Raw genomic sequence first — 26,600 nt, 5'->3', positions numbered from 1 at the left:
GCCCCGCCCACACCGCATGCATCCCACCCGACACCGCATGCACCCCCGTGGCCGGCGAGGAGTAGATCCGCCCACCCCGGAACACCTGACCACAACCACCATCCCGCATCCCACAGATCAACCCGGTCACCGGATAACCCAACGGGCTAGTCCCACCCCCGGCCGCCGTCCACGCGGCGAAGACGTCGCCGTGCACCAGCGCGGCCCCGGTCGCCCAGGTCCACCAGCCCTCACCGTTCTCGTAGCTGCGCCGGCAAGCGCCGCCGGCCAGCCCGCAGACGACCTCGGATGTTCCCGCACCCAGCGGGCCCTCGACACCACCTGACCCGGCGTACGCCGCATCGATGGCAGCGGTCGCTGTGCGGAGCACAGTGTCGACCCGGACCGTGGCCGCGTCCGCCGAGACGCCGAGCACCGTCACAGAGAAGTCACCGCTGCCCACCTCGACCGTGGTGCCGACGGGCAGGGCGACCAGGTTGTCGCCGGACCAACGGTCACGCGTCGACGGGGTGCCGTCCAGGAGCAGCGACGTGTCGTCGGAGTTGCCGCTGCGGCGCAGCAGCACGCCGGTCTGCAGGCGAGGCCAGTTCGCCGACGTGCCCAGCCACGCGTCCCGGCCCGCCGGTGTCCGCAGCTCCAGCCAGGAGACGACTCCCTGCGTCGAGGTCAGCCGCAGCGCACGGGTGCCGCTGGCCGAGGACACCGGCACCAGGGTGAAGTCGCCGCCGTCGTCGGCCGCGGCGACGGCCCGCTGCTGCTCGGCGGGGAGCACGCCGATCCGAGCCGCCTGGGTGACGCTGAGGGACCCGACCTGGTCCCAGGAGGTGCCCATGACGTCGTAGTAGTCGTTGTAGGCCGCAACCTGGCAGGTGCCGGTGTCGACCGCCGCGTCGCACTGCAGCGCCGAAGAGTGCCCCAGGCCGACGTTGTGCCCGAATTCGTGGGCGATGACCGAGGTGCGGGCTGCCTGCACGTAGGCCAACCCGCCGCTGCCGAGCCCGGAGCCCACGGTGCCCAGGCCGTATGAGCACCCAGGCGTCCCGGCGGGGACGTAGACCAGCAGGTGCTGGCCGGCCGCAGGATGCACCGATGCCCAGCCAGCCCGCTTGGCGGCTTCGTCCCAGAGTGCGAGGGGCTCGAAGCAGCCGGCCGAGCTGTCTGCCCAGTCGTGTCCACCGGCCAGGGAGAGGCGGACCGAGCCGCCGGTCTGCTGCGACCAAAAGTCGGCGACCGCACCCCCGACGACGGCCTGCACGTCGGCGAGGGTGGTCGGGTCGGCCGGAGCACCGGGCGGCCGCATCATCACGACGGTGACGACGTGGTCGATGGGCGCGACCGCAGGCGCGGTCACCGACTCGTCGACGGACGGCTCGGCGACCAACTCAGCCGCGAGCACCTCCCGGGCCGGCTCGACCCCGTCCTCCGACGCCCGGTCGGCGACCACCTCGCCGACGGTCACCTCGACGGTCGAGCCGGAGTCGATGTCGGGGAGATCCTCGGTGACGACCCGCACGGACTCCCCCGCAGCCGTCTGCACCCAGCTCAGCAGACCGGCGGAGTGTTCGTCCTCGTCGTGGTGCTCCACCTCGGCTGACGGACCGGGGTCGTCGTAGGCCTGGACCAGTTCGCCGACGACCGCCTCGCCGGCGCGCACGTCCGAGGAGGGGGCTTCCGCTCGCGCCACCACCGGTGTCGCAGCAAACGACAGGACGGCCACAGCGACCGTGACCAGCAGCAGAGGGCGCCGCGGACGAGATGAGGGACGCACGCACGACTCCAGAGCTGAGAGGGACTTCTCTTCTCATCGGCGGAGCACGCGCTGGACTTGAACGGCTGACCGCTCCCCTCCTGCCGGGCGGCCCGGAGCTAGGTCAGCTGTGCTCGTCCTCGATCCCCATCAACCGGCGGCCGGCCTCGGTGATCGAGCCGGACAGCGACGGGTAGATCGCGAAGGTCTGCGCCAGGTCCCCGGCGGTCAGACCCTTCGTGACGGCCAGCGCGATCGGCAGGATCAGCTCGGACGCACCCGGTGCGACGACCACGCCGCCGATGACGACGTCGGTCGAGCGGCGGGCGTAGAGCTTCACGAACCCGCTGTGCAGGTCGCCCATCTTCGCCCGCGCATTGGTGACCAGCGGCAGCCGGATGACCTCCACGTCCCCGTCCTCGGTCAGCGACTTCTCCTGCACGCCGACCGTGGCGATCTCCGGGTGGGTGAAGACGTTGGCCGAGACGGTCTTCAGCCGGATCGGCGCGACCGCTTCGCCGAGGGCGTGCCACATGGCGATCCGGCCCTGCATGGCCGCGACGGAGGCGAGCTGGAAGACCCCGGTGACGTCGCCGGCCGCGTAGACGCCGGCGACGGTGGTGCGGGAGACGCGGTCGACGACGACGTGCCCGGCCGGCGTGAGCTCGACGCCGCATGCCTCCAGGTTCATCCCACCGCTGTTGGGCACGGTGCCCACGGTCATCAGCGCGTGCGACCCCTCGACGACGCGGCCGTCGGTCAGCTCGACCCGCACGCCCTTCTCGGTGCGCACGACTCTCTCCGCGCGGCTGCGCTCGGCGATCCGGCCGCCCCGGGACTGAAAGACCTCCTCCACGACGGCCGCGGCGTCGGCATCCTCTCCGGGCAGCACCTGGTCGCGGGAGGACACCAGGGTGACCGGCACTCCGGCCTCGAGGTAGCCGGAGGCGAACTCCGCACCGGTGACGCCGGAACCGATCACGATCAGGTGCTCGGGCATCTCCTGGAGCTCGTAGACGTCGCGCCAGGACAGGATCCGCTCGCCGTCCGGCTCGGCCCCGGGCAGCACGCGGGGATCGGCACCGGTGGCGATGAGGACGACGTCACCCTCCAGTGTCTCGGCGACCTGCCCGTCGGCGTCCACGACCTCGACCCGGTGCACGGTCAGCCCGAGCTTCTCGTCGGCCAGCCGGGCCGAGGCACGGATGATCCGGACCCCCTCGGACTCCAGGCGGTGGTGGATGTCCGAGGACTGCGCGACGGCCAGCCCCTTGATCCGGCTGTTCACCGTCGCCAGGTCCAGCGCCGCCCGCCCCAGCTCGGTGCCGGTGACCCCCAGGGCGACGGAGTCGCGCACCCAGGTCATCGCGCCGGCGGAGGCGATGAAGGTCTTCGACGGCACACAGTCGGTCAGCACGCTGGCGCCGCCGATGCCGTCGCGCTCGACGACGGTGACGTCTGCACCGAGCTGGGCGGCGACGAGCGCGGCCTCGTACCCGGCCGGGCCGCCGCCGATGATGACGATGCGGGTCATGGTCGTTGCTCCCAGTGCTGGACCGATGTGTGCACCGGCCATTGTCCCTGCTGCCGGGCCCGCCGTCGCCCACCCACGCGGGCGGGCCACCCCGAGGAGCCACCGGGGCCCGCCGAGCTGTCAGCGGGACGATGCGAAGGCGTCCAGCAACCGGCGGGCGGCCAGTGCGGGGGTCAGCTCCCCCGCCAGCACGGCCGCCTCCAGCTCCGGCGTCGCCGACCGCACCGCGGGGTGCTCGCGCAGCTGGTGCTCCAGCCCGTCGCGGACCAGCTGCCAGGTCCAGCGCACCTGCTGTCCTCGGCGCCGCTCGTCGAGCTGACCGGAGGCCCGCATCCGGTCCTGGTGCTCGACCACCTTCGCCCACACCTCGTCCAGCCCCGCACCGGTGAGCCCGGCGCAGGTGAGCACCGGGACGGCTTCGCCGCGCAGCATCCGCATCGCCCCCGCCAGCTCGCGGGCGGCCCGGCGGGCGTCGACCTCACCCGGGCCGTCGGCCTTGTTCACCGCGATCACGTCGGCGATCTCCAGGATCCCCCGTTTGATCCCCTGCAGCTGGTCACCGGTGCGGGCCAGGGTGAGGAACAGGAAGGAGTCGACCATCTCCGCGACGGTCACCTCCGACTGCCCGACGCCGACGGTCTCCACCAGGACGACGTCGTACCCGGCCGCCTCGACCACGACCATCGACTCCCGGGTCGCCTGGGCCACCCCGCCGAGCGTGCCGGCGGTGGGCGCCGGTCGGATGAACGCGTTCGGGTCGACGGCCAACCGGGCCATCCGGGTCTTGTCGCCCAGGATCGAGCCGCCGGACCGGGCCGACGACGGGTCGACGGCGAGCACCGCGACCTTCGACCCCGCCGCGGTCAGGTCGACGCCGAGGGAGTCGATGAACGTCGACTTCCCGACCCCGGGGACCCCGCTGATCCCCACCCGCCGGGCGTCCCCGGCGTGCGGCAGCAGCTCCACCAGCAACTCCTGGGCCGCCTCCCGGTGGTCGGCCCGCCGCGACTCGACCAGCGTGATCGCCCGCGCCACCGCCCGCCGGTCCCCGGCGAGCACCCCCTCGGTCAGCCCGGGGACGTCGACGGGCCGACTCACACCGGCCCCCGACCCACCAAAATGGCCATTTTGGTGGAGACGGTCACGCGTGGCCGAGCCGGGTGGACAGGGTGCGGAGCAGGTCCTGCGCGGCCTCGGCGATGACCGTGCCGGGCGGGAAGACCGCGGCCGCGCCCATCTCCTTGAGCGTCGGGACGTCATCCGGTGGGATGACCCCACCCACCACGACCAGCACGTCGTTGGCCCCGAGGTCGGCGAGTGCGTCCCGCAGCGCCGGCACCAGGGTCAGGTGGCCGGCGGCGAGCGAGGAGACGCCGACGACGTGCACGTCGGCCTCCACCGCCTGCCGGGCGACCTCCTCCGGCGTCTGGAACAGCGGGCCGACGTCGACGTCGAAGCCGAGGTCGGCGAAGGCGGTGGCGATCACCTTCTGCCCGCGGTCGTGCCCGTCCTGGCCCATCTTGGCCACCAGGATCCGCGGACGGCGGCCCTCTGCCTCGGCGAACGCAGCAGCCACCCGCCGGGTCTCCTCGACCGGGCCCGAGGCGCCGGCCTCATCGCGGTACACACCGGAGATGGTGCGGACCTGACCGGAGTGCCGGCCGTGGACCGCCTCCAGCGCGTCGGAGATCTCCCCCACCGTCGCCTTCGCCCGCGCGGCGTCGACCGCCAGCGCCAGCAGGTTCGACGACAGCTCGTCCCCGCGCCGTCCCTCCGCGGCGGCGCGGGCGGCGTCGGTCAGCCGGCCCAGCGCCTCGGTCACCGCGGCGCCGTCCCGGGAGGCTCGCAGCTCGGCCAGCTTCGCCTTCTGCTGGGCGAGCACGTCGGCGTTGTCGACCCGGAGGACGTCGACCGCCTCGTCGGCCTCGACCCGGTACTTGTTCACCCCGATCACCGGCTGGCGGCCGGAGTCGATCCGGGCCTGGGTGCGGGCCGCGGCCTCCTCGATCCGCAGCTTCGGGATGCCGTCGTCGATCGCCTGCGCCATGCCCCCGTGCTCGGCGACCTCCTGGATGTGCGCCCACGCCCGGCGAGCCAGGTCGTAGGTCAGCTTCTCCACGTACGCCGACCCGCCCCACGGGTCGATGACCCGCGTCGTCCCGGACTCCTGCTGCAGCAGCAGCTGGGTGTTGCGGGCGATCCGGGCGGAGAAGTCCGTCGGCAGTGCGAGCGCCTCGTCCAGGGCGTTGGTGTGCAGCGACTGGGTGTGCCCCTGGGTGGCCGCCATCGCCTCCAGGCAGGTGCGGACGACGTTGTTGTAGACGTCCTGCGCCGTCAGCGACCAGCCCGACGTCTGGCAGTGGGTGCGCAGCGACATCGACTTGTCCTTGGTCGCCCCCGCCTCCTTCACCAGCTTCGCCCACAGGAGCCGGCCGGCCCGCAGCTTGGCGACCTCCATGAAGAAGTTCATGCCGATGCCCCAGAAGAAGCTCAGCCGGGGCGCGAAGACGTCGACGTCCAGGCCCGCCGCCTTGCCCGCCTGCAGGTACTCCACCCCGTCGGCGAGGGTGTAGGCCAGCTCCAGGTCGGCCGTCGCCCCGGCTTCCTGGATGTGGTAACCGGAGATGGAGATCGAGTTGTACCGCGGCATCTGCGTGGAGGTGAACCGGAAGATGTCGCTGATGATCTGCATCGAGGGCTTCGGCGGGTAGATGTAGGTGTTGCGGACCATGAACTCCTTGAGGATGTCGTTCTGGATCGTCCCCGTGAGCTGGTCCGGCTTCACCCCCTGCTCCTCGGCGGCGACCACGTAGAGCGCCAGCACCGGCAGGACGGCGCCGTTCATCGTCATCGAGACGCTCATCCGGTCCAGCGGGATGCCGTCGAACAGCTGCCGCATGTCCAGGATCGAGTCGATCGCCACCCCGGCCATCCCGACGTCGCCGACCACGCGCGGGTGGTCGGAGTCGTAGCCGCGGTGGGTGGGCAGGTCGAAGGCGACCGACAGGCCCTTCTGCCCGGCGGCCAGGTTGCGCCGGTAGAAGGCGTTGGACTCCGACGCCGTGGAGAACCCGGCGTACTGCCGCACCGTCCACGGCTGGGTCGTGTACATCGTCGGGTAGGGCCCGCGCAGGTAGGGCGCGATGCCCGGGAGGGTGTCGAGGAAGTCGACGTCGGCCAACTGGTCCTGGGTGAACAGCGGGGGGACGGCGATCCCCTCCGGCGTCTGCCAGGTCGCCTCGCCGACGTCCCGGCCGGTGGCGTCGGCGTAGGCCTTCGCCCAGTCGTCCGGTGTGGCCGTCGGCTGCGGGCGGCCCAGCGCCATGCCACCGAAGTCGGGGATCGCGCTCATGCCGACACCTCCTGGTCAGGACCACCAAAATGGCCATTTTGGTGGTCGGGGAGGAGGTCGGCGAGGACCGTCGTCAGGACGTCCAGGGCGTCGCACCCGGCGTACAGGTACCCGTCGACGCCGTCCACCGCCAGGGACGGCGGCCCGGCCAGCCAGACCTGGGTGGCACCGGCGGCCCGCAGTTCGGCGGCGAGCGGGGCAGCGGAGTCGGCGTAGTCCCGGTCGCTGCCGCAGATGCAGGCCACCGTCGTGCCGGCGAGGCCGTCCACCGCGTCCCCGGTCGGCGCCGCGAGCCCGCCGGCACCGAACAGGTTGGCCGCGAACGTGGCCCGGGCGGTGTGCCGGGCGACCGGCCCGATCGTGGCGAGGTGCACCCACGGTCGGGGATCGACGGACTCGACCCGGTCGCGCAGCTGCTCGAACGCCTGCGCGGCCCGCACCCGCGGCAGCCCGCCCGGGGTCGGCGGCAGCGCCTCGGCCACCGGACGGCGGCGGGGCAGCACCTCGGTCGGGTTGGGGAACTCGGTGACGCCGGTGATCGCGTCGGTGCGGTGCGCGATCCGCTCCTGCCGCTCCGCCCACGCGGCGCCGATCCGGTCGGCGACCAGCCCGGACGTCAGCGCCGCCGCCAGCCCGCCGGCCCGCTCGATCTCGGTGAACCAGGCCCAGGATGCCTGGGCCAGGGACTCGGTCAGCGACTCGACGTACCAGGAGCCACCGGCCGGGTCGAGCACCCGCGCGAGGTGCCCCTCCTCCACCAGCAGGCTCTGGGTGTTGCGGGCGATCCGCCGGGCGAAGGCGTCGGGCAGCCCGAGTGCGGCGTCGAAGGGCTGCACCGTCACCACGTCGGCACCGCCGACGCCCGCGGCGAAGCAGGCCACCGTGGTGCGCAGCATGTTCACCCACGGGTCGTGCCGGGTGACCATCACGTCCGAGGTGACCGCGTGCTGGCGCATCGCCCGGCCCTCCGGCGGCACGCCGCTCGCCTCGCCCACCCGGTCCCACAGCCGCCGTGCGGCGCGCAGCGCGGCGATCGTCGTGAACTGGTCGGCGCCGGCCGACAGCCGGAACTCCAGCTGACCGAAGGCGTCGGCGACGTCCAGCCCGCCCTCGGTCAGCGCCCGCAGGTAGGCCACCCCGGCGGCGACCGCGCAACCGAGCTCCTCCACCACCGAGCCACCGGCGTCGGCGAACACCGTCCCGTCGGCGACGACGGCGCGCCAGCCCGCCGGGGTGCGGCGGGCCAGGTCGGCCAGGCCGTCGAGGTCCTGCGGCTGCCCCGTCGCCGCGTGCACGCTCAGCGGGTCCAGCCCCAGGCAGCCGCCCGGCGCCAGGTCGGTGCGCCCCGCGACCAGCGCCAGGAAGGCCTCCGCGGCAGACGGACCGCCCTGCAGGGTCACCGGCGCCAGGTCCAGCAGGACGTCGGCGAGCACCTCACCCAGCGCGCCCGCCGGCACCGCGCCGTCGCCGACCACCAGCCACAGCGAGGAGACGCCGTTCTCCAGGTCCGCGGCGATCGCCTCCCGGGTGCGCGCCACGTCGGGGTCGGCGTGGCGCTGCCGGACGTCCCAGCCCCCCGGGACGTCGGGGTCCGCACCACCGGCCGCGGCCACCCCGGCGGCACCGGCCCGCGAGCCGCGGACGAACGGCGGCAGCCCGGGCACGCCGGCCAGCGCGGGCAGGTCCCCGGCGTCCTCGGCGGTGTACAGCGGGGCGACGGTGACCCCGGTGGCGACGGTGCGGACCAGCGCCTCCTCCACCGGGTCGGGCAGCTCATCACGGCCGGCCTTGCGCAGCACCCCGGCCACCAGGTCGCGCCACTGCTCCCGGCTCGCCGCGGGGAAGTCGCCGGCGAGGGTCAGCACGTCCGGCGCCGCCGGCTCGGCCGGCGGCCCGCCACCGGGCCGCGCAGGTCGCTGGTCGGTGGAGCTCATCGTCGGGTCCCCGCCTCTCAGGTGCCTGAGGGAAGTGCGTCGGAAGAGGTCTACAGGGCCGGACCGACAGGCGTACCAGCGGGTACGGCGTCGGCCGCCAGAGCGTGCAGCGCCGTGCGGGCCAGCAACCGCACCCCGACCCCGATCGCCCGCTCGTCGACGTCGAAGGTCCCTCGGTGCAGGTCCAACGTCTCGCCGCTGCCGTGCGTGCCCAGCCGGGCGAGCGCGATCGGCAGCACCTCGGCGAACCAGCCGAAGTCCTCCCCGCCCATGCTCTGCGGGGAGAGCGCCACGCCCTCGCTGCCCACCGTCTCCAGCGCCGCGGAGCGGAGCAGTGCCACGCTGCGCGGGTCGTTGACCACCGGCGGCACCCCGCGCACGTAGTCGATCGCCACCCGGGCCCCCGACGCCGTGGCGACCTCGGTGACCAGCCGGCGCACCAGGTCCTCGGCCTCGCTCCACACCGCGCGGTCGAGCACCCGCAGCGTGCCGCGCAGCTGCCCGGTCTCCGGGATGGTGTTGGCCGCGACCCCGGCGCTGATCGCGCCCCACACCAGCGAGACACCGGCGCGCGGGTCGACCAGCCGGGACAGCAGCCCGGGGACCTCGGTGACCACCTGGCCCATCGCGTGCACCAGGTCGACGGTCAGCTGCGGGCGGGCGGTGTGCCCGCCGGGCCCGGTGAGCGTCACCTCCACCCGGTCGCAGGCCGCGGTGATCGCCCCCGTGCGCAGCCCGACCGAACCGGCCGTCAGAGAGGGGTCGCAGTGCAGCGCGAACGCCCGGGTGGCACCGGCAAGCACGCCCTCGTCGACGACTTCCAGCCCACCGCCGGGCACCTGCTCCTCGGCGGGCTGGAAGACGCACCGCACGGTGCCCGGCAGCTCGTCCAGCGAGGCCAGCGCCAGCGCGACACCGAGCAGCACCGTGGTGTGCACGTCGTGGCCGCAGGCGTGGCAGAGCCCCTCGCGGGTGGAGGCGTACGGGACGTCCTTGAGGTCGGCCAGCGGCAGCGCGTCGATGTCGGCGCGCAGCACGACGACCGGCCCGGCGTCCGGGTCGCCCCCGACGTCGCAGACCAGCCCGGTGCCGGACTTCAGCCGGCGGGGCGCCAGGCCCGCCGCGGTGAGCCGCTGCTCCAGGAAGGCGGTCGTCTCGTGTTCGGCGAACCCCAGCTCGGGGTGGGCGTGCAGGTGCCTGCGGACGGCGACGAGCTCGGGCTGGTGCGCCGCCGACCAGGCGTCGACGGCCAGCCCGAGGACCTCTGCCGCGCTGGTCGCCTCCCCGCCGCTCACGCCGCTCCCGTCGCCGGCAGCCCGTCGCGGAGCTCGGCGAGCAGGCTGTCGACCACCGGGGCCAGGGCACCGTCGTGCGCAGCGGCCACGGCGCGCTGGCGCTGGTAGGACGCACCGGCGTCCAGGACCCGCCGGGCGTCGACCAGCTCCCCCTCGCAGCCGAGTTTGCGGGCGGTCGGCAGCAGCTCCTCGACCAGGTCGGAGATCGCCTCGCGCACCGGGCGGACGGTGCCCTGCTCGTCGACGACGATCTCGGCGTCCAGCCCGTGGCGCACCGCCCGCCACTTGTTCTCCCGCACGATCCAGTCCGTCGGTGAGGGCAGGGTGTAGCCGCGGTCGAGCTGGGTGTCGAACTGCTCGACCAGGCACTGGGCGAGCGCGGCGACCGCGCCGATCTCGTCGAGGGTGGGCAGGCCGTCGCAGATCCGCAGCTCGACGGTGCCGAAGTCCGGGTGCGGGCGAATGTCCCACCAGACCTCGCGGACGCTCTCGATGGCGCCGGCGTCGATCAGCGTGCCCATGTACTCCTCGAACTCCGACCAGTCGGCCAGCTGGTAGGGCAGCCCGGCGGTCGGCATCGCCTCGAAGACCTTGGTGCGGGCCGACGCCAGCCCGGTGTCGCAGCCGGACCAGTAGGGCGAGGACGCCGACAGCGCCAGGAAGTGCGGCACGTACTGGGTGAGCGCGTTCACGATCGGGATGATCTTGTCGGGCGAGCGGACGCCGACGTGCACGTGCACCCCGAAGATCTGCAGGCGCCGGGCCGGCCACTGCATCCGCTCGACGAGCTCGGCGTAGCGCTCCTTCGGCGAGATCTCCTGGCTGTCCCACCGGGTGAAGGGGTGACTGCCGGCGCACATCACGCCGAGGCCGCGCCGCTCGGCGGCGGCGACCACCTCGGCCAGGGTGCCGGCCAGGTCGGCCTTCGCCTCGGCGACGGTGGTGCAGATGCCCGTGATGATCTCGACCGTCGACTGCAGCAGCTCGTGCTTGGCCTTGGGGTGCTCGTCCAGGCCGTCGGGGGTGAGCTCGGCGAGGATCTCGACAGCGCCGGAGGTCAGCTCGCGGGTCTGCGGGTCGATGAGCTGCAGCTCCCACTCCACTCCCAGGCTGGCGCGCTCGGACGAGTGGAAGGGGATCTGCACCCCGCGAGTCTAGAGAAGGCGGCGGACACCCGCCGGGCGATGGACCGCCCGGAAGTCGTTCCTATGCTCACGGGGTGAGCCAGCCGACCTCCGCGCACCCTGCCGACCCCGCCGCCCTCGCCGCCTCGGCGGCCGAGCAGCTGACCGCCGCCCTGGGTGGCGGCCACGACGTCGCGGTGGTGATGGGCTCGGGGTGGGCCCCGGCTGCCGACGCCTTCAGCGAGACGCTGGCCAGCGTGGCCATCGGCGACCTCCCCGGTTTCGCCGCCCCGACCGTCACCGGCCACGGCGGAGAGATCCGCTCGGTGCAGGTCGGCGCGCACAAGGTGCTGCTCTTCCTCGGTCGCACGCACCTGTACGAGGGCCGCGGGGTGGAGCCGGTGGTGCACGGCATCCGCACCGCCGCGGCGGCCGGGGTGCGCACCGTCGTCCTCACCAACGCCGCCGGCGGGCTGCGCCCCGAGCACCGGGTCGGCCAGGCGGTGCTGATCAGCGACCACCTGAACATGACCGCCCGCTCGCCGCTGGTGGGCGCGACCTTCGTCGACCTGACCGACCTGTACTCCGCGCGGCTGCGCACGCTGGCCCGGGAGATCGACCCGTCGCTGGCCGAGGGCGTCTATGCGGCGCTGCCCGGCCCGCACTTCGAGACCCCGGCCGAGATCCGGATGCTCACCACGCTGGGCGCGGACCTGGTCGGCATGTCCACCGCGCTGGAGGCGATCGCCGCCCGGGCGGCCGGGATGGAGGTGTTCGGCCTGTCGATGGTCACCAACGCCGCCGCCGGCATCACCGGCGAGGCGCTGGACCACCTGGAGGTGCTGGAGGCCGGCAAGGCCGCGGCCGGCCGGCTGGGCGCCTTCCTGGTCGAGCTGATCGGGCGCATGCCGTGAGCGGACCCGTCCTGGTCACCGGCGCGGCCGGCGGGCTCGGGACGGCGCTGCGCGGGGGGCTGCCCGAGCGCGGCTGGGCGCTGCGCAGCCTGGACGTGGTGCCGATCGAGGACCCCCGCCCGGGCGAGGAGCACCTGGTGGCCGACGCCGCCGACCTGCCCACGGTGACCGGGGCAGCACAGGGCGCGGCCGCGGTGGTCCACCTGGCCGGCATCCTCGGCGAGGCGACCTGGCCGGCCATCGTGCGCTCGCACATCGAGACCACCCGGACCGCGCTGGAGGCGGCCCGGCGCGCCGGCGTTCCCCGGGTGGTGCTGGCCAGCAGCAACCACGCGAGCGGCTTCACGTCCCGGCCGGCCTCCGGCCTGCTCACCGAGGCCGACGCGCCGCCGCGACCGGACACCTACTACGGGGTGGCCAAGGTGACGATGGAGGCGCTCGGCTCGCTGTACGCCGACCGGTACGGCCTGGACGTCGTCTGCCTGCGGATCGGCAGCGCCTTCCCCCGGCCGACGACGGTCCGCCAGCTGGCCACCTGGCTCTCCCCCGGCGACACCGTGCGCCTGGTCGACGCGGCGCTGCGCACCCCCTCCCCCGGCTTCCGGGTGGTCTGGGGCGTCTCGGCGAACACCCGCGGCTGGTGGGACCTCACCGCCGCCCGTGCGCTGGGCTACGAACCGGCCGACGACGCCGAGGCGTACGCCGCCGAGCTGATCGCCGCCCAGGGCGAGGCGGACCCGGCCGACCCGGTGCACGCTCGGGTGGGCGGGGAGTACACGCTGCCCGGCGTGGACGTCGACGTGGTCGAGGCGGCGCAGGGCCCGGTCCAGCCGAGTGGAGGCCCACGATGACCGACCTGCTGACCACCGCCCGCGCCTGGGCGGCCGCCGACCCGCACGCCGGCGACCGCGCCGAGATCGACGGGCTCGTCGCCGCGGGGGACGAGGCCGAGCTGGCCCGCCGGTTCACCGGCCCGCTGACCTTCGGCACCGCCGGGCTGCGCGGCCCGCTGCGCGCCGGCCCGGCCGGGATGAACGCCGCCGTGGTCAGTCGCGCGGCCGCCGGGCTGGCCCGGTACCTCAGCGACACGGGCCAGGGTGGCCGCGGCGTGGTCATCGGCTACGACGCCCGGCACCGCTCCGACGAGTTCGCGCACGTCTCCGCCGCGGTGCTCTCCGGCGCCGGGTTCGCCGTCTCCGTGCTGCCCCGCCCGCTGCCCACGCCGGTGCTCTCCTACGCCGTCCGGCACCTGGGCGCGGTCGCCGGCGTGATGGTGACCGCCAGCCACAACCCGCCGCAGGACAACGGCTACAAGGTCTACCTCGCCGACGGTGCGCAGCTCGTGCCGCCGGCCGACCGGGAGATCGAGGCCGCCATCGCGGCCACCGGCCCGGCCCGCGGCATCCCGCTCGGGGACGAGTGGACCACCCTCGGCGACGACGTCGAGGCCGACTACGTCGCCGCGGTGGTGCGCGCCCTGCAGCCCGACCGGGTGGACACCGCGGCCCGCCGACGTCTCGTGGTGGCCTACACCGCCATGCACGGCGTCGGCTCGGCGACCACCCAGCAGGTGTTCGAGGCCGCCGGCTTCGCCGCGCTGCACTGCGTCCCGGAGCAGGACCAGCCCGACCCGGCGTTCCCGACCGTCGCCTTCCCCAACCCGGAGGAGCCGGGCGCGGTCGACCTGCTGACCGCGCTGGCCGACCACACGGGCGCCGACGTCGCGATCGCCGAGGACCCGGACGCCGACCGCTGCTCGGTGGTGGCGGGGGGACGCCAGCTGACCGGCGACGAGGTCGGCGTGCTGCTGGGCGACTGGCTGCTCCGCCGCGGGGTGCGCGGCACCTACGCGAACTCCCTGGTGAGCGGTTCGCTGCTGGGCACGCTCGCCCGCGCGCACGGCGTGCCGTTCGAGCAGACCCCGACCGGCTTCAAGTGGATCATCCGGGCCGGGTCGACGGCAGCACCTCTGGTCTTCGGCTACGAGGAGGCGCTGGGCTACGCGGTGTCCCCGTCGGTGGCGCACGACAAGGACGGCGTCTCTGCGGCCCTGGCGGTCGCCCTGCTCGCCGCCGAGCTGGCGGTCGAGGGACGCACGCTCACCGACCGGCTCGACGAGCTGGCGGTCGAGCACGGCCTGTACGCCACCGGCCAGTACTCGGTTCGGGTCGAGGACCTCACGCTCATCACCGGCGCGATGGCCCGGCTGCGCGCCGAGCCCCCCGCCGAGCTGCTGGGCCGGTCGGTCGAGGTGGTCGACCTGGCGCAGGCCACCCCGCCGCTGGACGCGGTCCGGCTGACCGGCGAGGGCGTGCGGGTGATCGTCCGCCCCAGCGGGACCGAGCCGAAGCTCAAGGCCTACCTGGAGACCGTCGTCCCGGTGCCCGAGGCCGACGGTCTGCCGGCCGCCCGCAGCCGCGGCGCGGACGAGCTGGCCCGGCTGCGTGCGGAGATGGCCGCCGCTCTCGGGCTGTAGCCGGGCGTCAGCCCCAGTAGGGCGGCCGCTCCGGCTCGGGGGCCGGCTCCGGGTGCGGGGCTGCCAGTGGGGCCGCGGACGGCGGCGGTCCGTACCGGTTGGGGCCGCCGTCGCCGGGCAGGAAGCCGGTGATCACCAGCAGCGCCACCTGACCGAACAGCGGCACCAGCCCGATCAGCAGCCACCACGCGGACATGCCGCGGTCGTGCAGCCGGGTCGCGCCGCTGGAGATCGACGCCGGCATCGCCAGCAGCCCGATCGTGGTCACGATCGGCCCGTAGCCCGTCTCGCCCATGGCGATGCTCTCCAGCGAGCTGTTGCCCAGGGCCACGTCGGCCATCAGGGCCAGCACGCTCAGCGCCCCGATCGGCAGGGCGTACTGCAACCACCAGGTGCGCCGGTCGATGCGGCCACGGCGCACGTACCACTGCCAGAAGTCCACGCACCCAGTCTGCCTCGCGCCGCGCGCGTCAGCGAGGAGGTGGCCCGTACCGGTTCGGGTGGGGTTGGGTCCCGAGGAACCCGCAGGTGATCAACAGGACCAACCAGCCGATGCCCGGGAGCAGGCTCCACAGCAGCCACCAGGCGGAGTGGTCGCGGTCGTGCAGCCGGGTGACGGTGCCCGCGATGTTCGGCACGGCGAGCACCAGGGCGACGAGCGCGGTCACCGGCCCGCCCTCCTCGGGGAAGAACCAGAGGACGTCCACGTCGACGACGCCCTCCCGGTCCTCGAACCGCGGGTAGCTGTCCGGGAACCACTGCGCGTCCACGACCGAGGCCATCAGCCCGAACAGGCCGATGAGCAGCACGTACCGCAGCCACCAGTCACTGCGCCGGATCCGCCCGGTGGGCACGTACCAGCCGAGCAGCCCCCCGCGGCCGTCGTTCCCGGTCATCCCCCGACGGTCTCGCGGCAGCCGGAAGCCAACGACCGCTGCGCAGCGTCCAGCACCCGGACGACGTCCCGCCCGAAGCTGACGTCGCACGGGTGCGCCCCGCCGGTCAGCGCAGCCGCCTGCAGCTCGTCGACGGCGACCGCGTGGGCCTCGACCGCGGTGCCGGACTCCGGCAGCAGCACCAGCCGGCCGGCGTCCCCGTGCACCCAGATGTCGATGCCGGTGGCCAGCTCCGCCACGGTCGCCGAGACGGTCACCGTGCTCGCGCGACCCTCGGGGTGGGTCAGCACCAGGTGCACGGTGTCGCCCAGCCCGGCGCCGGCCTGCACCGCGCTCACCGGCCCGAGCGCCGGGACGAGCAGGGAGAGCGCGTGTGGTGCGACGTCCCACAGCGCGCCGTGCTCCAGCCGCCACGGGGTCTCGAACGGCGAACCGGCCAGCCGCCCCAGCCAGGTGACCGCGCCACCGGCCAGCGTGGTGCGGGACGCCTGCTCGAGCCAGGTGGAGGTCGCCGTCTGGAAACGGCTGGTGAAGAAGACCACCGAGGCGACGCCGGCCGCCTCGACCGCATCGACCACCCGGTCGGCCGCGGCGACCGACAGCGCCACCGGCTTCTCCAGCAGCAGGTGCTTGCCTGCGGCGGCCGCCCGCTCGGCGAGCGGCGCCTGCACGTCCGGCGGCAGCGCGAAGCTGACCGCGTCGACGTCGGCGAGCAGGGCGTCGACGTCGTCGGTCCCCGGGACGTCGAACTGCGCGCCGGCCGCCTTCGCCTTGGCCAGGTCCCGGCCCCACACGCCGACCAGTTCGGCGTCCGGGTGCCCGGCCAGGGAGGTGGCGTGCACCTCGGTCGCCCAGAAGCCGGTGCCGAGCACCCCGAAACGCATGGCCCTAGACCGCGCCGAACTGGCGGTCGCCCGCATCCCCGAGGCCGGGGACGATGTAGGCGTTCTCGTTGAGCCGCTCGTCGATGCTGGCGGTGAAGACGCGCAGCGGCAGGCCGCTCTCCTCCAGCCGCTTCAGCCCCTCCGGGGCGGCGAGGGCGCAGAGCACCGTGATGTCGCTGCAGCCGCGGTCGGTGAGCAGCGAGCAGCAGTGCACCAGCGAGCCGCCGGTGGCCAGCATCGGGTCGAGCACGAACACCCGGCGGCCGACGAGCGACTCGGGCAGCGAGGCCATGTAGGCCTCCGGCTGGAAGGTGACCTCGTTGCGGGCCAGCCCGACGAAGCCCATCTGCGACTCCGGCAGCATCCCGTGCGCGGTGTCGGCCATGCCGAGCCCGGCCCGCAGCACCGGCACGATCAGCGGCGGCGCGGCCAGCCGGTAGCCGGTGGTGTCGGTGACCGGGGTGGTGATCGGCTCCTCGGCGACCGCGAGGTCGCGGCTGGCCTCGTAGACGAGGATCTGGGTGAGCTCCCGCAACGCGGCCCGGAAGGCGGCGTTGTCGGTGCGCTCGTCGCGCATCCGCGACAGTCGGGCGCGGGCGATCGGGTGGTCGACGACGGTCAGCTGCACGGCGCACACCGTATCGGCCCCCGACTGCAGGTCAGGAGCGGAGCCGGGCGGCGACCTCCCCGACTCCCGCCCCGGTGACCCCGGATGCCGACACCGACCGGCCGGTGGCCAGCAGCAGGAGGTCCCCGGCGGTGCCGCACACCTCCGGTCCCGCCCCCTCCGACCAGGCGGTGTCGGTGGCGATCAGCCGCACCCCGTGCAGCCGCCGGGACGGACGGCCGTAGAAGACGTTGGACCAGACGTGCCGCAGCGCCGGGACGGCGAGCTCCGGTGGTGTCGGCAGCCGGCGGCGGAGCGGGCGGGCGATGTCCTGGCCGTGCACGAGGACGTCGACCAGCGGGTCCCGGGGGCTGGACAGCCCGACCCGGCGGTCGACCGCGGCCGTCTCGCGCAGCTGGGCGGTGAGCGTGGCCGGCGGGTGCGCGGCGGCGCGTTCCCGGGCGGCGCGGGCCTCGGCCCGGTCGAAGTCGCCGCGGGCCCGCAGGATGCGCAGCACCATGCCGGCGGTGGACTGCCGGGTGGAGAGGGTGAGGTGGGCGAGCACGTCGTGCACCGTCCAGCCGAGGCAGAGCGACGGCGCCGACCACTCGTCGCGGTCCAGGGTGTCGAGCAGGTCGGCGAGGGCGTGCCGCTGCGCGGCGACCTCGGGGAGCATGGTGACGCGGGGTTCGGGCACGGGTTCCTCACAGGGGACGGCGGACGTCGGTCGTGTCGAGGACTCCCACCCGGCGCGGAACTCATCGCCCTGACCGGAACGAGGAGCACATGAACACGGTGAGCCGGCTGCTGACCTCCGTCGACGTCGACGACCGAGCGGGAGACCAGATCTCGGTGTCGGCGCGACTCGAGGTCGAGCTCGCCGACGGGAGCCGGGTGATGCTGCTGGACGACCGGGGCTGGAGCGAGTCGGGAGAATGGGACACGTGCTCGGTGGCCGAGGTGGTCGACACGTCGCGCGTGGTGGTCGGGCCGGACGAGCCGTTCGGCGGCCGATCGCAGCAGGACATGGCCGCCGACCACTGGCGGACACTGGCGGGCACCGCCCGAGCCCAGGGAGTCGCCGTCGACGCGACCGAGCTCAGCCGACTGCCGCACGACGTGGTGCTCGGCCGACGGCTGCTCGCCCGCCTCAGCCGCACCTGACGGGGACTCCGCCCAACACCCGGCATCGCCGGGCGCCCCCGGTGGGCGATCCCAGGGGAGACAGCTCGGCCCGCGGCGCGGCAGGGTGGGTGCATGGCGCACGCACCACGGACCCCCACCGGCCGAGCGCTCGCGGCGCTCGGTCTGGCCGCCGTCTCTGCGTGGGCCGCGTTCGTAGTGATCGAGATCCTCACCGTGCCCGAGCCCGGGGCATCCTCGGTGGACGCGCTGGCCACCCGGACAGCGTCGGCGCTCGACCAGCGGGACGCCGATGCACTCCAGGCTCTCCTCGTGGGTGACGCCCCCGGTGACTACGCCGAACAGCTCCTCGCCGGATTCCCCAGCACCCGCAGCGGACCGGAGGGCGTGGTCAGCGACTCGGCCCGGGGCGAGGTCATCGTCGTGCGCGCCCCAGCCGGCAGCGGTACCTGTCTCGCCTGGCAGGTGGTCCACGAGGACGGCCGACACCTCCTCGGCATCGTGCCCCCGCTCGACGGCTGCTGACGGGAGCGCCGGCGCGCCCACGGACCACCACCGGCCGGGACCGTACGGACGGTGCGCCTCAGCGGATCAGTGGTCCGATGAGGATCTCGGTGTCGTCGGGGCGGTAGGTGCGCCATCGGCCGCCGGGATCTCGCTCGACCCGGAATCCGTGGTGGACCTTGGTGTGGTGCCGTTCGCACAACAACGCTGAGTTCTCGAGGTTGGTCTCACCGCCGTGCAGCCAGTGGATCAGGTGGTGGACATCGCACCACCACGACGGAGCACCGCAGCCGGCGAACACGCAGGACTTGTCCCGGCGTTCCACCGCCTTGCGCAGGCCCGGGGTGACCACCCGGTGATCCCGGCCGAGATCGAGGGGAACCCCGTCGGGGCCCATCACGATCCGGGAGATGCTGCCGTCACAGGCCAGGTACCGGGCCCGGGCCGCGGAGATCGTCGCCCCGAACCCCATCTCCCCGGCACCGGCACCGGTCGCCGGGTCGACCAGGTCCTCCAGGTCGATGCCCACGACCACGTGCGGCTTCACCGTCCGCAGGACCGGCAGGTTGCCGGCCGCCAGCTGGTTGTCACACAGCTGCACGAACGCATCGGCGTCCTGCTGCGACCGGGTCCGCTCATCACCCTTCGGGCGGTCGGCCTGCACGATCGACTCGAGCGCCGCCTGCACCTTCTCCCCACCGGCGGCATCGAGCTCCAACCGGCCGGTGACGGTGCCATCGGCGTGCTTGACCATCGTGAACCGCCGGCCCTCGGTCGGGTCCGGCTCCGGCCCGTCGGGATCGAGGGCGTTCTCGAAGGCCTGCACCGCAGCGGCCAGCGAGTCGTGCGGGGACTCCGTGGCCACCTGCGCCCAGACCTGGTCGAAGGCACCCAGGTCGATGCCCTGCTCCTCCGCCTGGGCGACCTCGCGGGGGCCGATCTTCTCCGCCACCACGTTCACCTGCGCCGCCGTGATCTGCCCGTCGGCGAACCCGGCCGTTAAGGCCGGGAAGTGCTCCAGCACCCGCCCCGACCGCACGACCCGCGACGCCTCCGTCTGCGACAACCGCGCATGCCCGATCAACCACGACCGGATCGACTTCAACCCGTCGCACTCCGCAGCCTGCGTCAGCTCTGCGTGCCGCACCGTGCGGGTCAACTCCGCCGCGACCCGATTCTGCAGCGCCACCAGCACGGCCACCCGGTCCAACGCAGCCCCGTCGCTCCACCCGTGCAGATCCTCGGCCGCCAGGGCGTCCAGAGCCGACTGCAACTCGCTCATGACACCTCCCGACCGGTTCGAACGTATGTACGAACACTACCGCCGAAGAAGGGCACTCACAACGCGAGTGCCCAGTTCAGCGGCCTGTCCACAGATCGCCGCACGCTCTTGACACACCACCCGGGAGGGCGTCGAAGAGAGTCCCCGGCTGCGGACTCTGTCCACTCGCCCGGTGCCGCAGTGGAGAATGCGGCGCATGACCCACGTGCTGGACCCGAACGCGCTGGCCGACACCAGCAGCGGAACGGGCACCCTGCCCGACCCGTTCGCCGACGTCACCCGCTCGAACGACGCCTTCCGCGCGTTCCTGCACGGCCTGCCCGGCGTCGACCAGGTCGGGGCCGAGGCCCGGGCCAAGGTGCTCGGCACCCGGTCGATCAAGACGACCGCCAAGGCGTGGGCGATCGACACGGCGATCTCGATGGTCGACCTGACCACGCTGGAGGGCTCGGACACCCCGGGCAAGGTCCGCAGCCTGGCCGCCAAGGCCCGCCGTCCCGACCCGACCGACCCGAGCTGCCCGGCCGTCGCCGCGGTCTGCGTCTACGGCGACCTGGCCGGCGTCGCCAAGGAGGCGCTGGCCGGCACCGGCATCAACGTCGCCGCCGTGGCCACCGCCTTCCCCAGCGGCCGGGCCAGCCGGGAGGTCAAGCTCGCCGACGTCCGGGACGCCGTCGCGAACGGTGCCGACGAGATCGACATGGTCATCGACCGCGGCGCCTTCCTGACCGGCCGCTACCTCGACGTCTTCGAGGAGATCGTCGCGGTCAAGGAGGCCTGTGGGTCCGCGCACCTCAAGGTGATCCTGGAGACCGGCGAACTGGTCACCCTCGACGCCGTCCGCCGCGCCTCCTGGCTGGCAATGCTGGCCGGCGGCGACTTCATCAAGACCTCCACCGGCAAGGTCTCCCCCGCCGCCACCCTGCCGGTCTGCCTGGTGATGCTGGAGGCCGTCCGCGACTTCCGCGCCGCCACCGGCCGCCAGGTCGGGGTCAAGCCCGCCGGGGGCATCCGGACCACGAAGGACGCCGTCAAGCACCTGGTGCTGATCAACGAGACCGTCGGCTCGGACTGGCTGTCCCCCGACTGGTTCCGCTTCGGCGCCTCCAGCCTGCTCAACGACCTGCTCCTGCAGCGCCAGAAGCTCCGCACCGGCCACTACTCCGGCCCCGACCACGTGAGCGTGGACTGATGACCAGCCTGTTCGAGTACGCGCCCGCACCCGAGTCCCGGTCGATCGTCGACATCCGGCCCAGCTACGGGCTGTTCGTCGACGGCGAGTTCACCGACGGCACCGGCACGCCGCTGAAGACGGTCAACCCGGCCACCGAGGAGGTGCTCAGCGAGGTCGCGACCGGCAGCGAGGACGACGTCGACCGCGCCGTGCGCGCCGCCCGCCGGGCGTTCGTCAAGACCTGGGGCCCGATGCGCCCGGCCGACCGCGGCAAGTACCTGTTCCGCATCGCCCGGCTGCTGCAGGAGCGGGCCCGGGAGTTCGCCGTCCTCGAGACCCTGGACAACGGCAAGCCGATCCGGGAGTCCCGGGACGTCGACGTCCCGCTGGCCGCGGCGCACTTCTTCTACCACGCGGGCTGGGCCGACAAGCTCGAGCACGCGGGCCTCGGGCCGGCCCCGCGCCCGCTGGGTGTGGCCGGGCAGGTGATCCCGTGGAACTTCCCGCTGCTGATGCTGGCGTGGAAGGTCGCCCCGGCGCTGGCCACCGGCAACACCGTCGTCCTCAAGCCAGCCGAGACGACCCCACTGACCGCGCTGCTGTTCGCCGAGGTCTGCCAGCAGGCCGACCTGCCGCCGGGCGTGGTGAACATCGTGACCGGCGCCGGGGAGACCGGCCGCGCGGTGATCAGCCACCCGGACGTCGACAAGGTCGCGTTCACCGGCTCCACCGAGGTCGGCCGCTCCATCGCCCGCACGGTCGCCGGCACCGAGAAGCGGCTCACCCTGGAGCTGGGCGGCAAGGCGGCGAACATCGTCTTCGACGACGCCCCGATCGACCAGGCCGTCGAGGGCATCGTCCGCGGCATCTTCTTCAACCAGGGCCACGTCTGCTGCGCCGGCTCCCGGCTGCTGGTGCAGGAGTCGGTGCACGACGACGTCGTCGCCGCCCTGCAGCGGCGGATCGGCACGCTGCGGGTCGGTGACCCGATGGACAAGAACACCGACATGGGGGCGATCAACTCGCACTCGCAGTTGGCCCGCATCCGCGAGCTGACCGCCTTCGGGGAGACCGAGGGCGCGACCTGCTGGCAGCCCGACGGCGACCTGCCCGACCGCGGCTTCTGGTTCAAGCCCACCGTCTTCACCGACGTCTCCCCCGCTCACCGGATCGCCCGCGACGAGGTGTTCGGCCCGGTGCTCTCGGTGATGACCTTCCGCACCCCCGACGAGGCGGTCGCGAAGGCGAACAACACCACCTACGGGCTCTCGGCCGGCATCTGGTCGGAGAAGGGCTCCCGGATCCTGAAGGTCACCGACCAGCTGCGCGCCGGCGTGGTGTGGGCCAACACCTTCAACGAGCTCGACCCCACCTCGCCGTTCGGCGGCTACAAGCAGTCCGGCTACGGCCGCGAGGGCGGCCGGCAGGGCCTCGCCGCCTACCTGAGGAGCGACTCCTGATGTCCGACCGGCTCACCGTGCGCAAGACCTACAAGCTCTACCTGGGCGGGGCCTTCCCCCGGTCGGAGTCCGGCCGCACCTACGAGGTGCACGACGCCAAGGGGCACTTCCTGGCCAACGCGGCCTGGGCCTCCCGCAAGGACGGCCGGGACGCCGTGGTCGCCGCCCGCGCCGCGTTCGGGAAGTGGTCGGGCGCCACCGCCTACAACCGCGGCCAGGTGCTGTACCGGGTCGCCGAGGTGATGGAGGGCCGCGCCGCCCAGTTCACCGAGGAGGTCGCCGCCGGCGAGGGGCTCTCGGCCGCCAAGGCGCGCGCCGCCGTCGACGCCGCGATCGACCGGTGGGTCTGGTACGCCGGGTGGACCGACAAGCTCGCCGCGGTGCTGGGCAGCACCAACCCGGTCGCCGGGCCGTACTTCGGCTTCTCCGTCCCCGAGCCCACCGGCGTCGTCGCCGTCCTGGCCCCGCAGCGGTCGAGTCTGCTCGGCCTGGTCAGCGTGCTGGCCCCGGTGCTGGCCGCCGGCAACACCGCCGTGGTGGTCAGCTCGAAGGAGCGCCCGCTGCCGGCGATCACCCTCGGCGAGGTGCTGGCCACCTCCGACGTCCCGGGCGGCGTGGTCAACCTGCTCACCGGGGACGCCGCGGAGATCGGCCCCTGGCTGGCCGAGCACGCCGACGTCGACGCGATCGACCTGGCCGGCGCCCCGGCGCCGCTGGCGATGGAGCTCGAGCGCTCCGCCGCCGGCACGATCAAGCGCGTGCTCCGAGCCCCGGCCGAGGAACCGGACTGGTCGGCCGACCCGGGGCTCTCCCGGCTGCGGCCGTTCCTGGAGACCAAGAGCGTCTGGCACCCGATCGGCGTGTGAGAGGACCCCGCTGCCCCCCGCCATTCGCGAGCTCGCGGCGGGACCCTGCAGCGGGGGCGAGGGCTCGATCCCACGTCGCGAACGCACAGGCACACCGGGCAGGATGGACGGGTGCCCAGGCCCAGCATCGTCCCCATCGCCCTGACCCTCGACGACCGCACGGGCTACACGCTCTGGGCGCCGCCGTGGGAAGAGGACGGCGAGGAGTGGCAGGCGTTCCTCGGCAGCACGATCGACGTGCCGGCCGACATCAACGACGACGACCCCGAGGCCCCCGGCCCCACCGCCGTCGTCCACCTGTTCCCCTCGCCGGCCGCGCTCGCCGCGTTCTGCCGGGTGAGCACCGACCACGACCTGGCCGACCACCCGGTCTGGCCCACGGTGTCGACGCTGGGCGCCGCCGAGCTCACTCCCGACGAGGACCACCGCTACGACCTCGACGGCGTCTACGACATCGTCGCGGAGAACCCCGACCGCTGGGCCGTCGAGGAGCTGGCCGCCGACGTCGACATCGTCGGCCGGCTGGCCGAGTGCTGCGACACCACCGGCGACGAGGACGACGAGGACCTGGACGACGACGAGACCAGCTTCGAGGCCGTCGCCGAGCTGGTCTCCCGTCCCGAGGTCGCTGCCCTCGGCCTGGGCGTCGGCGCGTTCCTCGGCCGGAGCGGCGAGGAGAGCTGGGCGCGGCTGGGCACCGCCGTCGACGAGCTGTGGGAGGACGTCCTCGAGGAGCTCGACGAGCACCTGGACTGGACCGGCGCCGGCACCGTCGCCGTGGACGACTACCCCTCCGCCGCCGAGGAGGCCGAGGCGCGCGCCGCCCAGCCCGGTGACGACGACGACGAGGACGACGAGGACGACGTCGCCCCGGCCGCCCGCCCCGCCGCCGGCTCCACCGCGGCCAGCCCGGCCCAGGCGTCCACCGCCGGCATCCGGACCATCCGCAGCGGCAGCGGACTGACCGCGACCCCTGCGGCCGTCGCCGCCGCCCAGGAGTTCTGGGAGGCGGTCGGCATCCTGCCGGTGGAGCTGGTCGTGCCGGAGGGCGCGGGGATCACCCTCCGCTGCTACGTCGACGACCGGGCGCGCTTCCTCGGTCGCGACGGGAAGGTCTTCGTCTTCTCGAACCCGGTGGAGCTGGCCCGGTTCTGCGCCGGCGACGAAGAGCACGACCTCACCGAGATCGCCTCGTGGCCCGAGGTGGCCGACACCGACACCATGCCGTTGCCGGCCGACGAGGACCGCTACGACCTGGTGGCGCTGGCCGAGGTGCTCCGCGAGGTGGCCGAGGGCGCCGGCGGGCTGGTGACCCACCAGGCCCTGGCGCAGCCGGCCGAGGGCGCCCTCGACCTCGCCGAGTACGCCGGCCTGGCGCGCGTGCAGCAACTGCTCGCCCCCGGTGCACCGCTCGGCCGGGCCGTGGCCCGTAGCGAGGCCGAGCCGACCGCCCCGCTGTCCGCGGAGGACGCCTCAGCGCTGGGGTCGGCGTGGGGCGACGTCCTCACCGACGTCGGCACGGTGCTGGTCTTCCGCAACGACTGAGTGACCACGTCGAGACGGCAACGGCCGGCCCCCGCGATGCGGGAGCCGGCCGTTGCCGTTCGGGCCCCGTCCTTGCGGACGGGGCCCCTTGCTCAGTAGGAGCGGGCCGGGCGGGCGCCGGGGCGCTGCCCGTCGCTGGAGCCGCGGTAGCCACCGGTGCGCCGCTCGCCGCCACCGGAACGATCCCGATCACCGTAGGAGCGCTCGCCCGAGGGGCGGTCTCCGTACGAGCGGTCGCGGTCGCCGGAGGGCCGGCCAGCTGCGCTGCGATCCCGATCGCCGTAGGAGCGCTCGCCCGAGGGGCGGTCTCCGTACGTGCGCTCGCGGTCGCCGGAGGGACGGCGGGGGCCGCCGCGGTAGCCACCGGGACGCTCCCCGGAGGGACGACGCCCGCCGGAGCCACCGGCCGGACGGCGCGACTCGCGCACCGGACGGACGATCGGCTCGACGAACGTGCCACCGGCGACGAGGTCCGTGATCGGGGCATCGCCCGGGCGGATCCGCGAAACCTGCGGGTCGAGCTTGGCCTGGCGGAAGCGGCGCTTGGCCTGGCCCACCTGGTCGGGGAGGAGCAACGAGACCACGACACCCGCGGCACCGGCGCGCGCGGTGCGGCCGGAACGGTGCAGGTAGGTCTTGTGGTCTGCCGGCGGGTCGTAGTGCAGGACCAGCGACACGTCGTCGACGTGGATGCCACGCGCGGCGACGTCCGTGGCCACCAGCACCGGGCTGCGGGCGTCGGTGAACGCCTCCAGCGCACGGCGGCGGGCCGCCTGCGGGAGCCCACCGTGGATGGGCTCGGCCGCGATGCCGACCTGCTGCAGGTTGCCGGCCAGCCGGTCGGCACCGTGCTGGGTGCGCACGAAGATGATGATCCGGCCCGGACGGGCGGCCATCGCCTCGGCGATCTTCAGCTTGTCCGGGAAGGACACGCTGTAGGCCAGGTGCTCGGCCTGCGGGCCGCTGTCCTCGGCCTTGGCGACCTCGTGGCGGGCCGGGTCCTTGAGGTAGCGGCGCACCAGGGTGTCGACCTCGCCGTCCAGCGTGGCCGAGAAGAGCAGCCGCTGGCCGTCGGGGCGGGTCTGGTCGAGCAGCTCCTTGACCACCGGCAGGAAGCCGAGGTCGGACATGAAGTCGGCCTCGTCGATGACGGAGACGACCACCTCGGCGAGGGTGGCCTCGCCCTGGTTGATCAGGTCCTGGAGCCGCCCGGGGGTGGCGATCAGCACGTCGACACCGCGACGCAGCTGCTGGATCTGGCGGTACATCGAGGCACCGCCGTAGACGGCGGCCAGCTGGACGCCGTTGGACTGCCCCAGCGGGGCCAGGTTGTCGTGCACCTGCTGGGCCAGCTCGCGGGTCGGCACCAGGATCAGGCCACGCGGCGCGCGGCGACCCTGACCGGGCTCGGCACCGAGCCGGGCCAGCAGCGGGAGGCCGAAGGCCAGCGTCTTGCCCGAGCCGGTGGCGGCCTTGCCGAGCACGTCGCGCCCGGCGAGGGCGTCCGGCAGGGCGGAGGTCTGGATGGCGAAGGGGTGACGGATGCCCTTGCGCTCGAGCGCGGTGACCAGCGGCTGGGGCAGGCCCAGCTGGGCGAAGGTCGGGCCGGTGGGCTCGGGTGCCACCTCGGCCACAGCGGCCTCGGTGGCGGGCGTGTCGAGGACGGCGGCGTCAGCCGCGGCGTCCTGCAGTGCGGGGGTGTTCTGGACGTCGACAGAGTCGAACGAGGACAAGCGGGGACTCCGATACAGATCGGCGCGCGTCCCGTGGTGATGGTGGTCGCCGGATGTCCGACGTCCACGCTGATGATCGGGGGCGTCTGCTATGACGCGTGATCTGCACGGATGCGCTGTGCCCGGGCAG

General features: G+C 74.0%; 22 protein-coding genes and 1 pseudogene. 9 read left to right on the top strand and 14 right to left on the bottom strand.

Annotation, left to right across the window (positions count from 1 at the left end; all coding sequences use genetic code 11):
• From O2W18_RS15190 to O2W18_RS15160, 7 genes and pseudogenes are all read right to left on the bottom strand, one after another.
• A pseudogene (locus O2W18_RS15190) lies at positions 1-1,654 on the bottom strand (hypothetical protein); the annotation flags it as partial.
• Positions 1,655-1,871: 217 nt separating this feature from the next.
• Positions 1,872-3,281, bottom strand: coding sequence for an NAD(P)H-quinone dehydrogenase (locus O2W18_RS15185; RefSeq protein WP_269188308.1), 1,410 nt, complete (start codon positions 3,279-3,281; stop codon positions 1,872-1,874).
• 120 nt (positions 3,282-3,401) lie between these two features.
• Positions 3,402-4,379 carry a methylmalonyl Co-A mutase-associated GTPase MeaB gene (gene meaB / locus O2W18_RS15180; RefSeq protein WP_269188307.1) on the bottom strand — a complete coding sequence of 326 codons (978 nt, stop codon included), beginning with the start codon at positions 4,377-4,379 and terminating at the stop codon, positions 3,402-3,404.
• A 43-nt stretch (positions 4,380-4,422) separates the two neighbouring features.
• The gene (scpA, locus tag O2W18_RS15175) at positions 4,423-6,633 is read right to left on the bottom strand and encodes a methylmalonyl-CoA mutase (RefSeq protein ID WP_269188306.1); all 2,211 of its coding nucleotides are present in this window, start codon (positions 6,631-6,633) and stop codon (positions 4,423-4,425) included.
• A complete protein-coding gene (locus O2W18_RS15170; RefSeq protein ID WP_269188305.1) occupies positions 6,630-8,567 on the bottom strand; it encodes a methylmalonyl-CoA mutase family protein in 1,938 nt (645 codons plus the stop codon). The genes scpA and O2W18_RS15170 overlap by 4 nt, the downstream gene beginning before the upstream one ends.
• A 50-nt stretch (positions 8,568-8,617) precedes the next feature.
• Positions 8,618-9,862 (bottom strand): amidohydrolase, encoded by a 1,245-nt coding sequence (locus O2W18_RS15165; RefSeq protein ID WP_269188304.1) that lies wholly within the window; start codon positions 9,860-9,862, stop codon positions 8,618-8,620.
• On the bottom strand, positions 9,859-11,007 hold the full coding sequence (locus O2W18_RS15160) for a glutamate--cysteine ligase (protein WP_269188303.1): 1,149 nt from the start codon (positions 11,005-11,007) through the stop codon (positions 9,859-9,861). The genes O2W18_RS15165 and O2W18_RS15160 overlap by 4 nt, the downstream gene beginning before the upstream one ends.
• A 74-nt stretch (positions 11,008-11,081) precedes the next feature.
• On the opposite strand from O2W18_RS15160, the gene O2W18_RS15155 reads away from it, so the two are divergent.
• From O2W18_RS15155 to O2W18_RS15145, 3 genes are read left to right on the top strand one after another with little or no spacing between them, the layout of a single operon-like run.
• Positions 11,082-11,900: a purine-nucleoside phosphorylase gene (locus O2W18_RS15155; protein WP_269188302.1), complete on the top strand. Its 819-nt coding sequence runs from the start codon at positions 11,082-11,084 to the stop codon at positions 11,898-11,900.
• Entirely contained in the window at positions 11,897-12,751 is an 855-nt protein-coding gene (locus O2W18_RS15150; protein WP_269188301.1) for an NAD-dependent epimerase/dehydratase family protein, read from the top strand. Before O2W18_RS15155 ends, O2W18_RS15150 begins: the two co-directional genes overlap by 4 nt.
• Positions 12,748-14,376 (top strand): phospho-sugar mutase, encoded by a 1,629-nt coding sequence (locus tag O2W18_RS15145; protein ID WP_269188300.1) that lies wholly within the window; start codon positions 12,748-12,750, stop codon positions 14,374-14,376. The genes O2W18_RS15150 and O2W18_RS15145 overlap by 4 nt, the downstream gene beginning before the upstream one ends.
• A 7-nt stretch (positions 14,377-14,383) precedes the next feature.
• Here the strand turns inward: O2W18_RS15145 and O2W18_RS15140 are convergent, their stop codons facing one another.
• The 5 genes from O2W18_RS15140 to O2W18_RS15120 are packed head-to-tail and all read right to left on the bottom strand — an operon-like array spanning position 14,384 to position 17,460.
• Positions 14,384-14,818: a DUF805 domain-containing protein gene (locus tag O2W18_RS15140; RefSeq protein ID WP_269188299.1), complete on the bottom strand. Its 435-nt coding sequence runs from the start codon at positions 14,816-14,818 to the stop codon at positions 14,384-14,386.
• 28 nt (positions 14,819-14,846) lie between these two features.
• Positions 14,847-15,272 carry a DUF805 domain-containing protein gene (locus O2W18_RS15135; protein WP_269188298.1) on the bottom strand — a complete coding sequence of 142 codons (426 nt, stop codon included), beginning with the start codon at positions 15,270-15,272 and terminating at the stop codon, positions 14,847-14,849.
• Positions 15,269-16,156 (bottom strand): Gfo/Idh/MocA family protein, encoded by an 888-nt coding sequence (locus O2W18_RS15130; protein WP_269188297.1) that lies wholly within the window; start codon positions 16,154-16,156, stop codon positions 15,269-15,271. The genes O2W18_RS15135 and O2W18_RS15130 overlap by 4 nt, the downstream gene beginning before the upstream one ends.
• A 4-nt stretch (positions 16,157-16,160) precedes the next feature.
• Complete coding sequence (gene upp, locus O2W18_RS15125; protein ID WP_269188296.1) at positions 16,161-16,784, bottom strand: uracil phosphoribosyltransferase; 624 nt, start codon at positions 16,782-16,784, stop codon at positions 16,161-16,163.
• 31 nt (positions 16,785-16,815) lie between these two features.
• Entirely contained in the window at positions 16,816-17,460 is a 645-nt protein-coding gene (locus O2W18_RS15120) for a maleylpyruvate isomerase family mycothiol-dependent enzyme (protein WP_269188295.1), read from the bottom strand.
• An 89-nt stretch (positions 17,461-17,549) separates the two neighbouring features.
• Here O2W18_RS15120 and O2W18_RS15115 point away from each other — a divergent pair, with 89 nt between their 5' ends.
• Positions 17,550-17,927 (top strand): hypothetical protein, encoded by a 378-nt coding sequence (locus O2W18_RS15115; protein ID WP_269188294.1) that lies wholly within the window; start codon positions 17,550-17,552, stop codon positions 17,925-17,927.
• A 93-nt stretch (positions 17,928-18,020) separates the two neighbouring features.
• The gene (locus O2W18_RS15110; protein WP_269188293.1) at positions 18,021-18,431 is read left to right on the top strand and encodes a hypothetical protein; all 411 of its coding nucleotides are present in this window, start codon (positions 18,021-18,023) and stop codon (positions 18,429-18,431) included.
• Positions 18,432-18,489: 58 nt separating this feature from the next.
• Here O2W18_RS15110 and O2W18_RS15105 read toward each other — a convergent pair whose 3' ends face one another.
• Positions 18,490-19,692, bottom strand: a complete 1,203-nt coding sequence (locus O2W18_RS15105; protein WP_269188292.1) for an HNH endonuclease signature motif containing protein — start codon at positions 19,690-19,692, stop codon at positions 18,490-18,492.
• A gap of 196 nt (positions 19,693-19,888) precedes the next feature.
• Here O2W18_RS15105 and deoC point away from each other — a divergent pair, with 196 nt between their 5' ends.
• The 4 genes from deoC (at position 19,889) to O2W18_RS15085 (ending at position 24,737) form a co-directional block, all read left to right on the top strand.
• Positions 19,889-20,884 (top strand): deoxyribose-phosphate aldolase, encoded by a 996-nt coding sequence (deoC, locus tag O2W18_RS15100; RefSeq protein WP_269188291.1) that lies wholly within the window; start codon positions 19,889-19,891, stop codon positions 20,882-20,884.
• A complete protein-coding gene (locus O2W18_RS15095; RefSeq protein ID WP_269188290.1) occupies positions 20,884-22,326 on the top strand; it encodes an aldehyde dehydrogenase family protein in 1,443 nt (480 codons plus the stop codon). The genes deoC and O2W18_RS15095 overlap by 1 nt, the downstream gene beginning before the upstream one ends.
• Complete coding sequence (locus O2W18_RS15090) at positions 22,326-23,192, top strand: aldehyde dehydrogenase family protein (RefSeq protein WP_269188289.1); 867 nt, start codon at positions 22,326-22,328, stop codon at positions 23,190-23,192. The genes O2W18_RS15095 and O2W18_RS15090 overlap by 1 nt, the downstream gene beginning before the upstream one ends.
• 111 nt (positions 23,193-23,303) lie before the next feature.
• Entirely contained in the window at positions 23,304-24,737 is a 1,434-nt protein-coding gene (locus O2W18_RS15085) for a hypothetical protein (RefSeq protein WP_269188288.1), read from the top strand.
• Between the two features lie 92 nt (positions 24,738-24,829).
• Here the strand turns inward: O2W18_RS15085 and O2W18_RS15080 are convergent, their stop codons facing one another.
• A complete protein-coding gene (locus O2W18_RS15080) occupies positions 24,830-26,470 on the bottom strand; it encodes a DEAD/DEAH box helicase (RefSeq protein ID WP_269188287.1) in 1,641 nt (546 codons plus the stop codon).
• Positions 26,471-26,600: the final 130 nt, after the last annotated feature.

The organism is Modestobacter sp. VKM Ac-2983, from assembly GCF_026967885.1.
Taxonomy (GTDB): domain Bacteria; phylum Actinomycetota; class Actinomycetes; order Mycobacteriales; family Geodermatophilaceae; genus Modestobacter.
Note: the sequence above shows the minus strand (reverse complement) of the source record. Positions and strands in the feature narration are given on the sequence as shown.

Coding starts and splice junctions, on each gene's coding strand:
- O2W18_RS15130 (WP_269188297.1), bottom strand. CDS start 16,156: ATGCGTTTCGGGGTGCTCGGCACCGGCTTCTGGGCGACCGAGGTGCAC.
- O2W18_RS15170 (WP_269188305.1), bottom strand. CDS start 8,567: ATGAGCTCCACCGACCAGCGACCTGCGCGGCCCGGTGGCGGGCCGCCG.
- O2W18_RS15135 (WP_269188298.1), bottom strand. CDS start 15,272: ATGACCGGGAACGACGGCCGCGGGGGGCTGCTCGGCTGGTACGTGCCC.
- O2W18_RS15110 (WP_269188293.1), top strand. CDS start 18,021: ATGGCGCACGCACCACGGACCCCCACCGGCCGAGCGCTCGCGGCGCTC.
- O2W18_RS15105 (WP_269188292.1), bottom strand. CDS start 19,692: ATGAGCGAGTTGCAGTCGGCTCTGGACGCCCTGGCGGCCGAGGATCTG.
- O2W18_RS15095 (WP_269188290.1), top strand. CDS start 20,884: ATGACCAGCCTGTTCGAGTACGCGCCCGCACCCGAGTCCCGGTCGATC.
- O2W18_RS15090 (WP_269188289.1), top strand. CDS start 22,326: ATGTCCGACCGGCTCACCGTGCGCAAGACCTACAAGCTCTACCTGGGC.
- deoC (WP_269188291.1), top strand. CDS start 19,889: ATGACCCACGTGCTGGACCCGAACGCGCTGGCCGACACCAGCAGCGGA.
- scpA (WP_269188306.1), bottom strand. CDS start 6,633: ATGAGCGCGATCCCCGACTTCGGTGGCATGGCGCTGGGCCGCCCGCAG.
- O2W18_RS15115 (WP_269188294.1), top strand. CDS start 17,550: ATGAACACGGTGAGCCGGCTGCTGACCTCCGTCGACGTCGACGACCGA.
- O2W18_RS15185 (WP_269188308.1), bottom strand. CDS start 3,281: ATGACCCGCATCGTCATCATCGGCGGCGGCCCGGCCGGGTACGAGGCC.
- O2W18_RS15145 (WP_269188300.1), top strand. CDS start 12,748: ATGACCGACCTGCTGACCACCGCCCGCGCCTGGGCGGCCGCCGACCCG.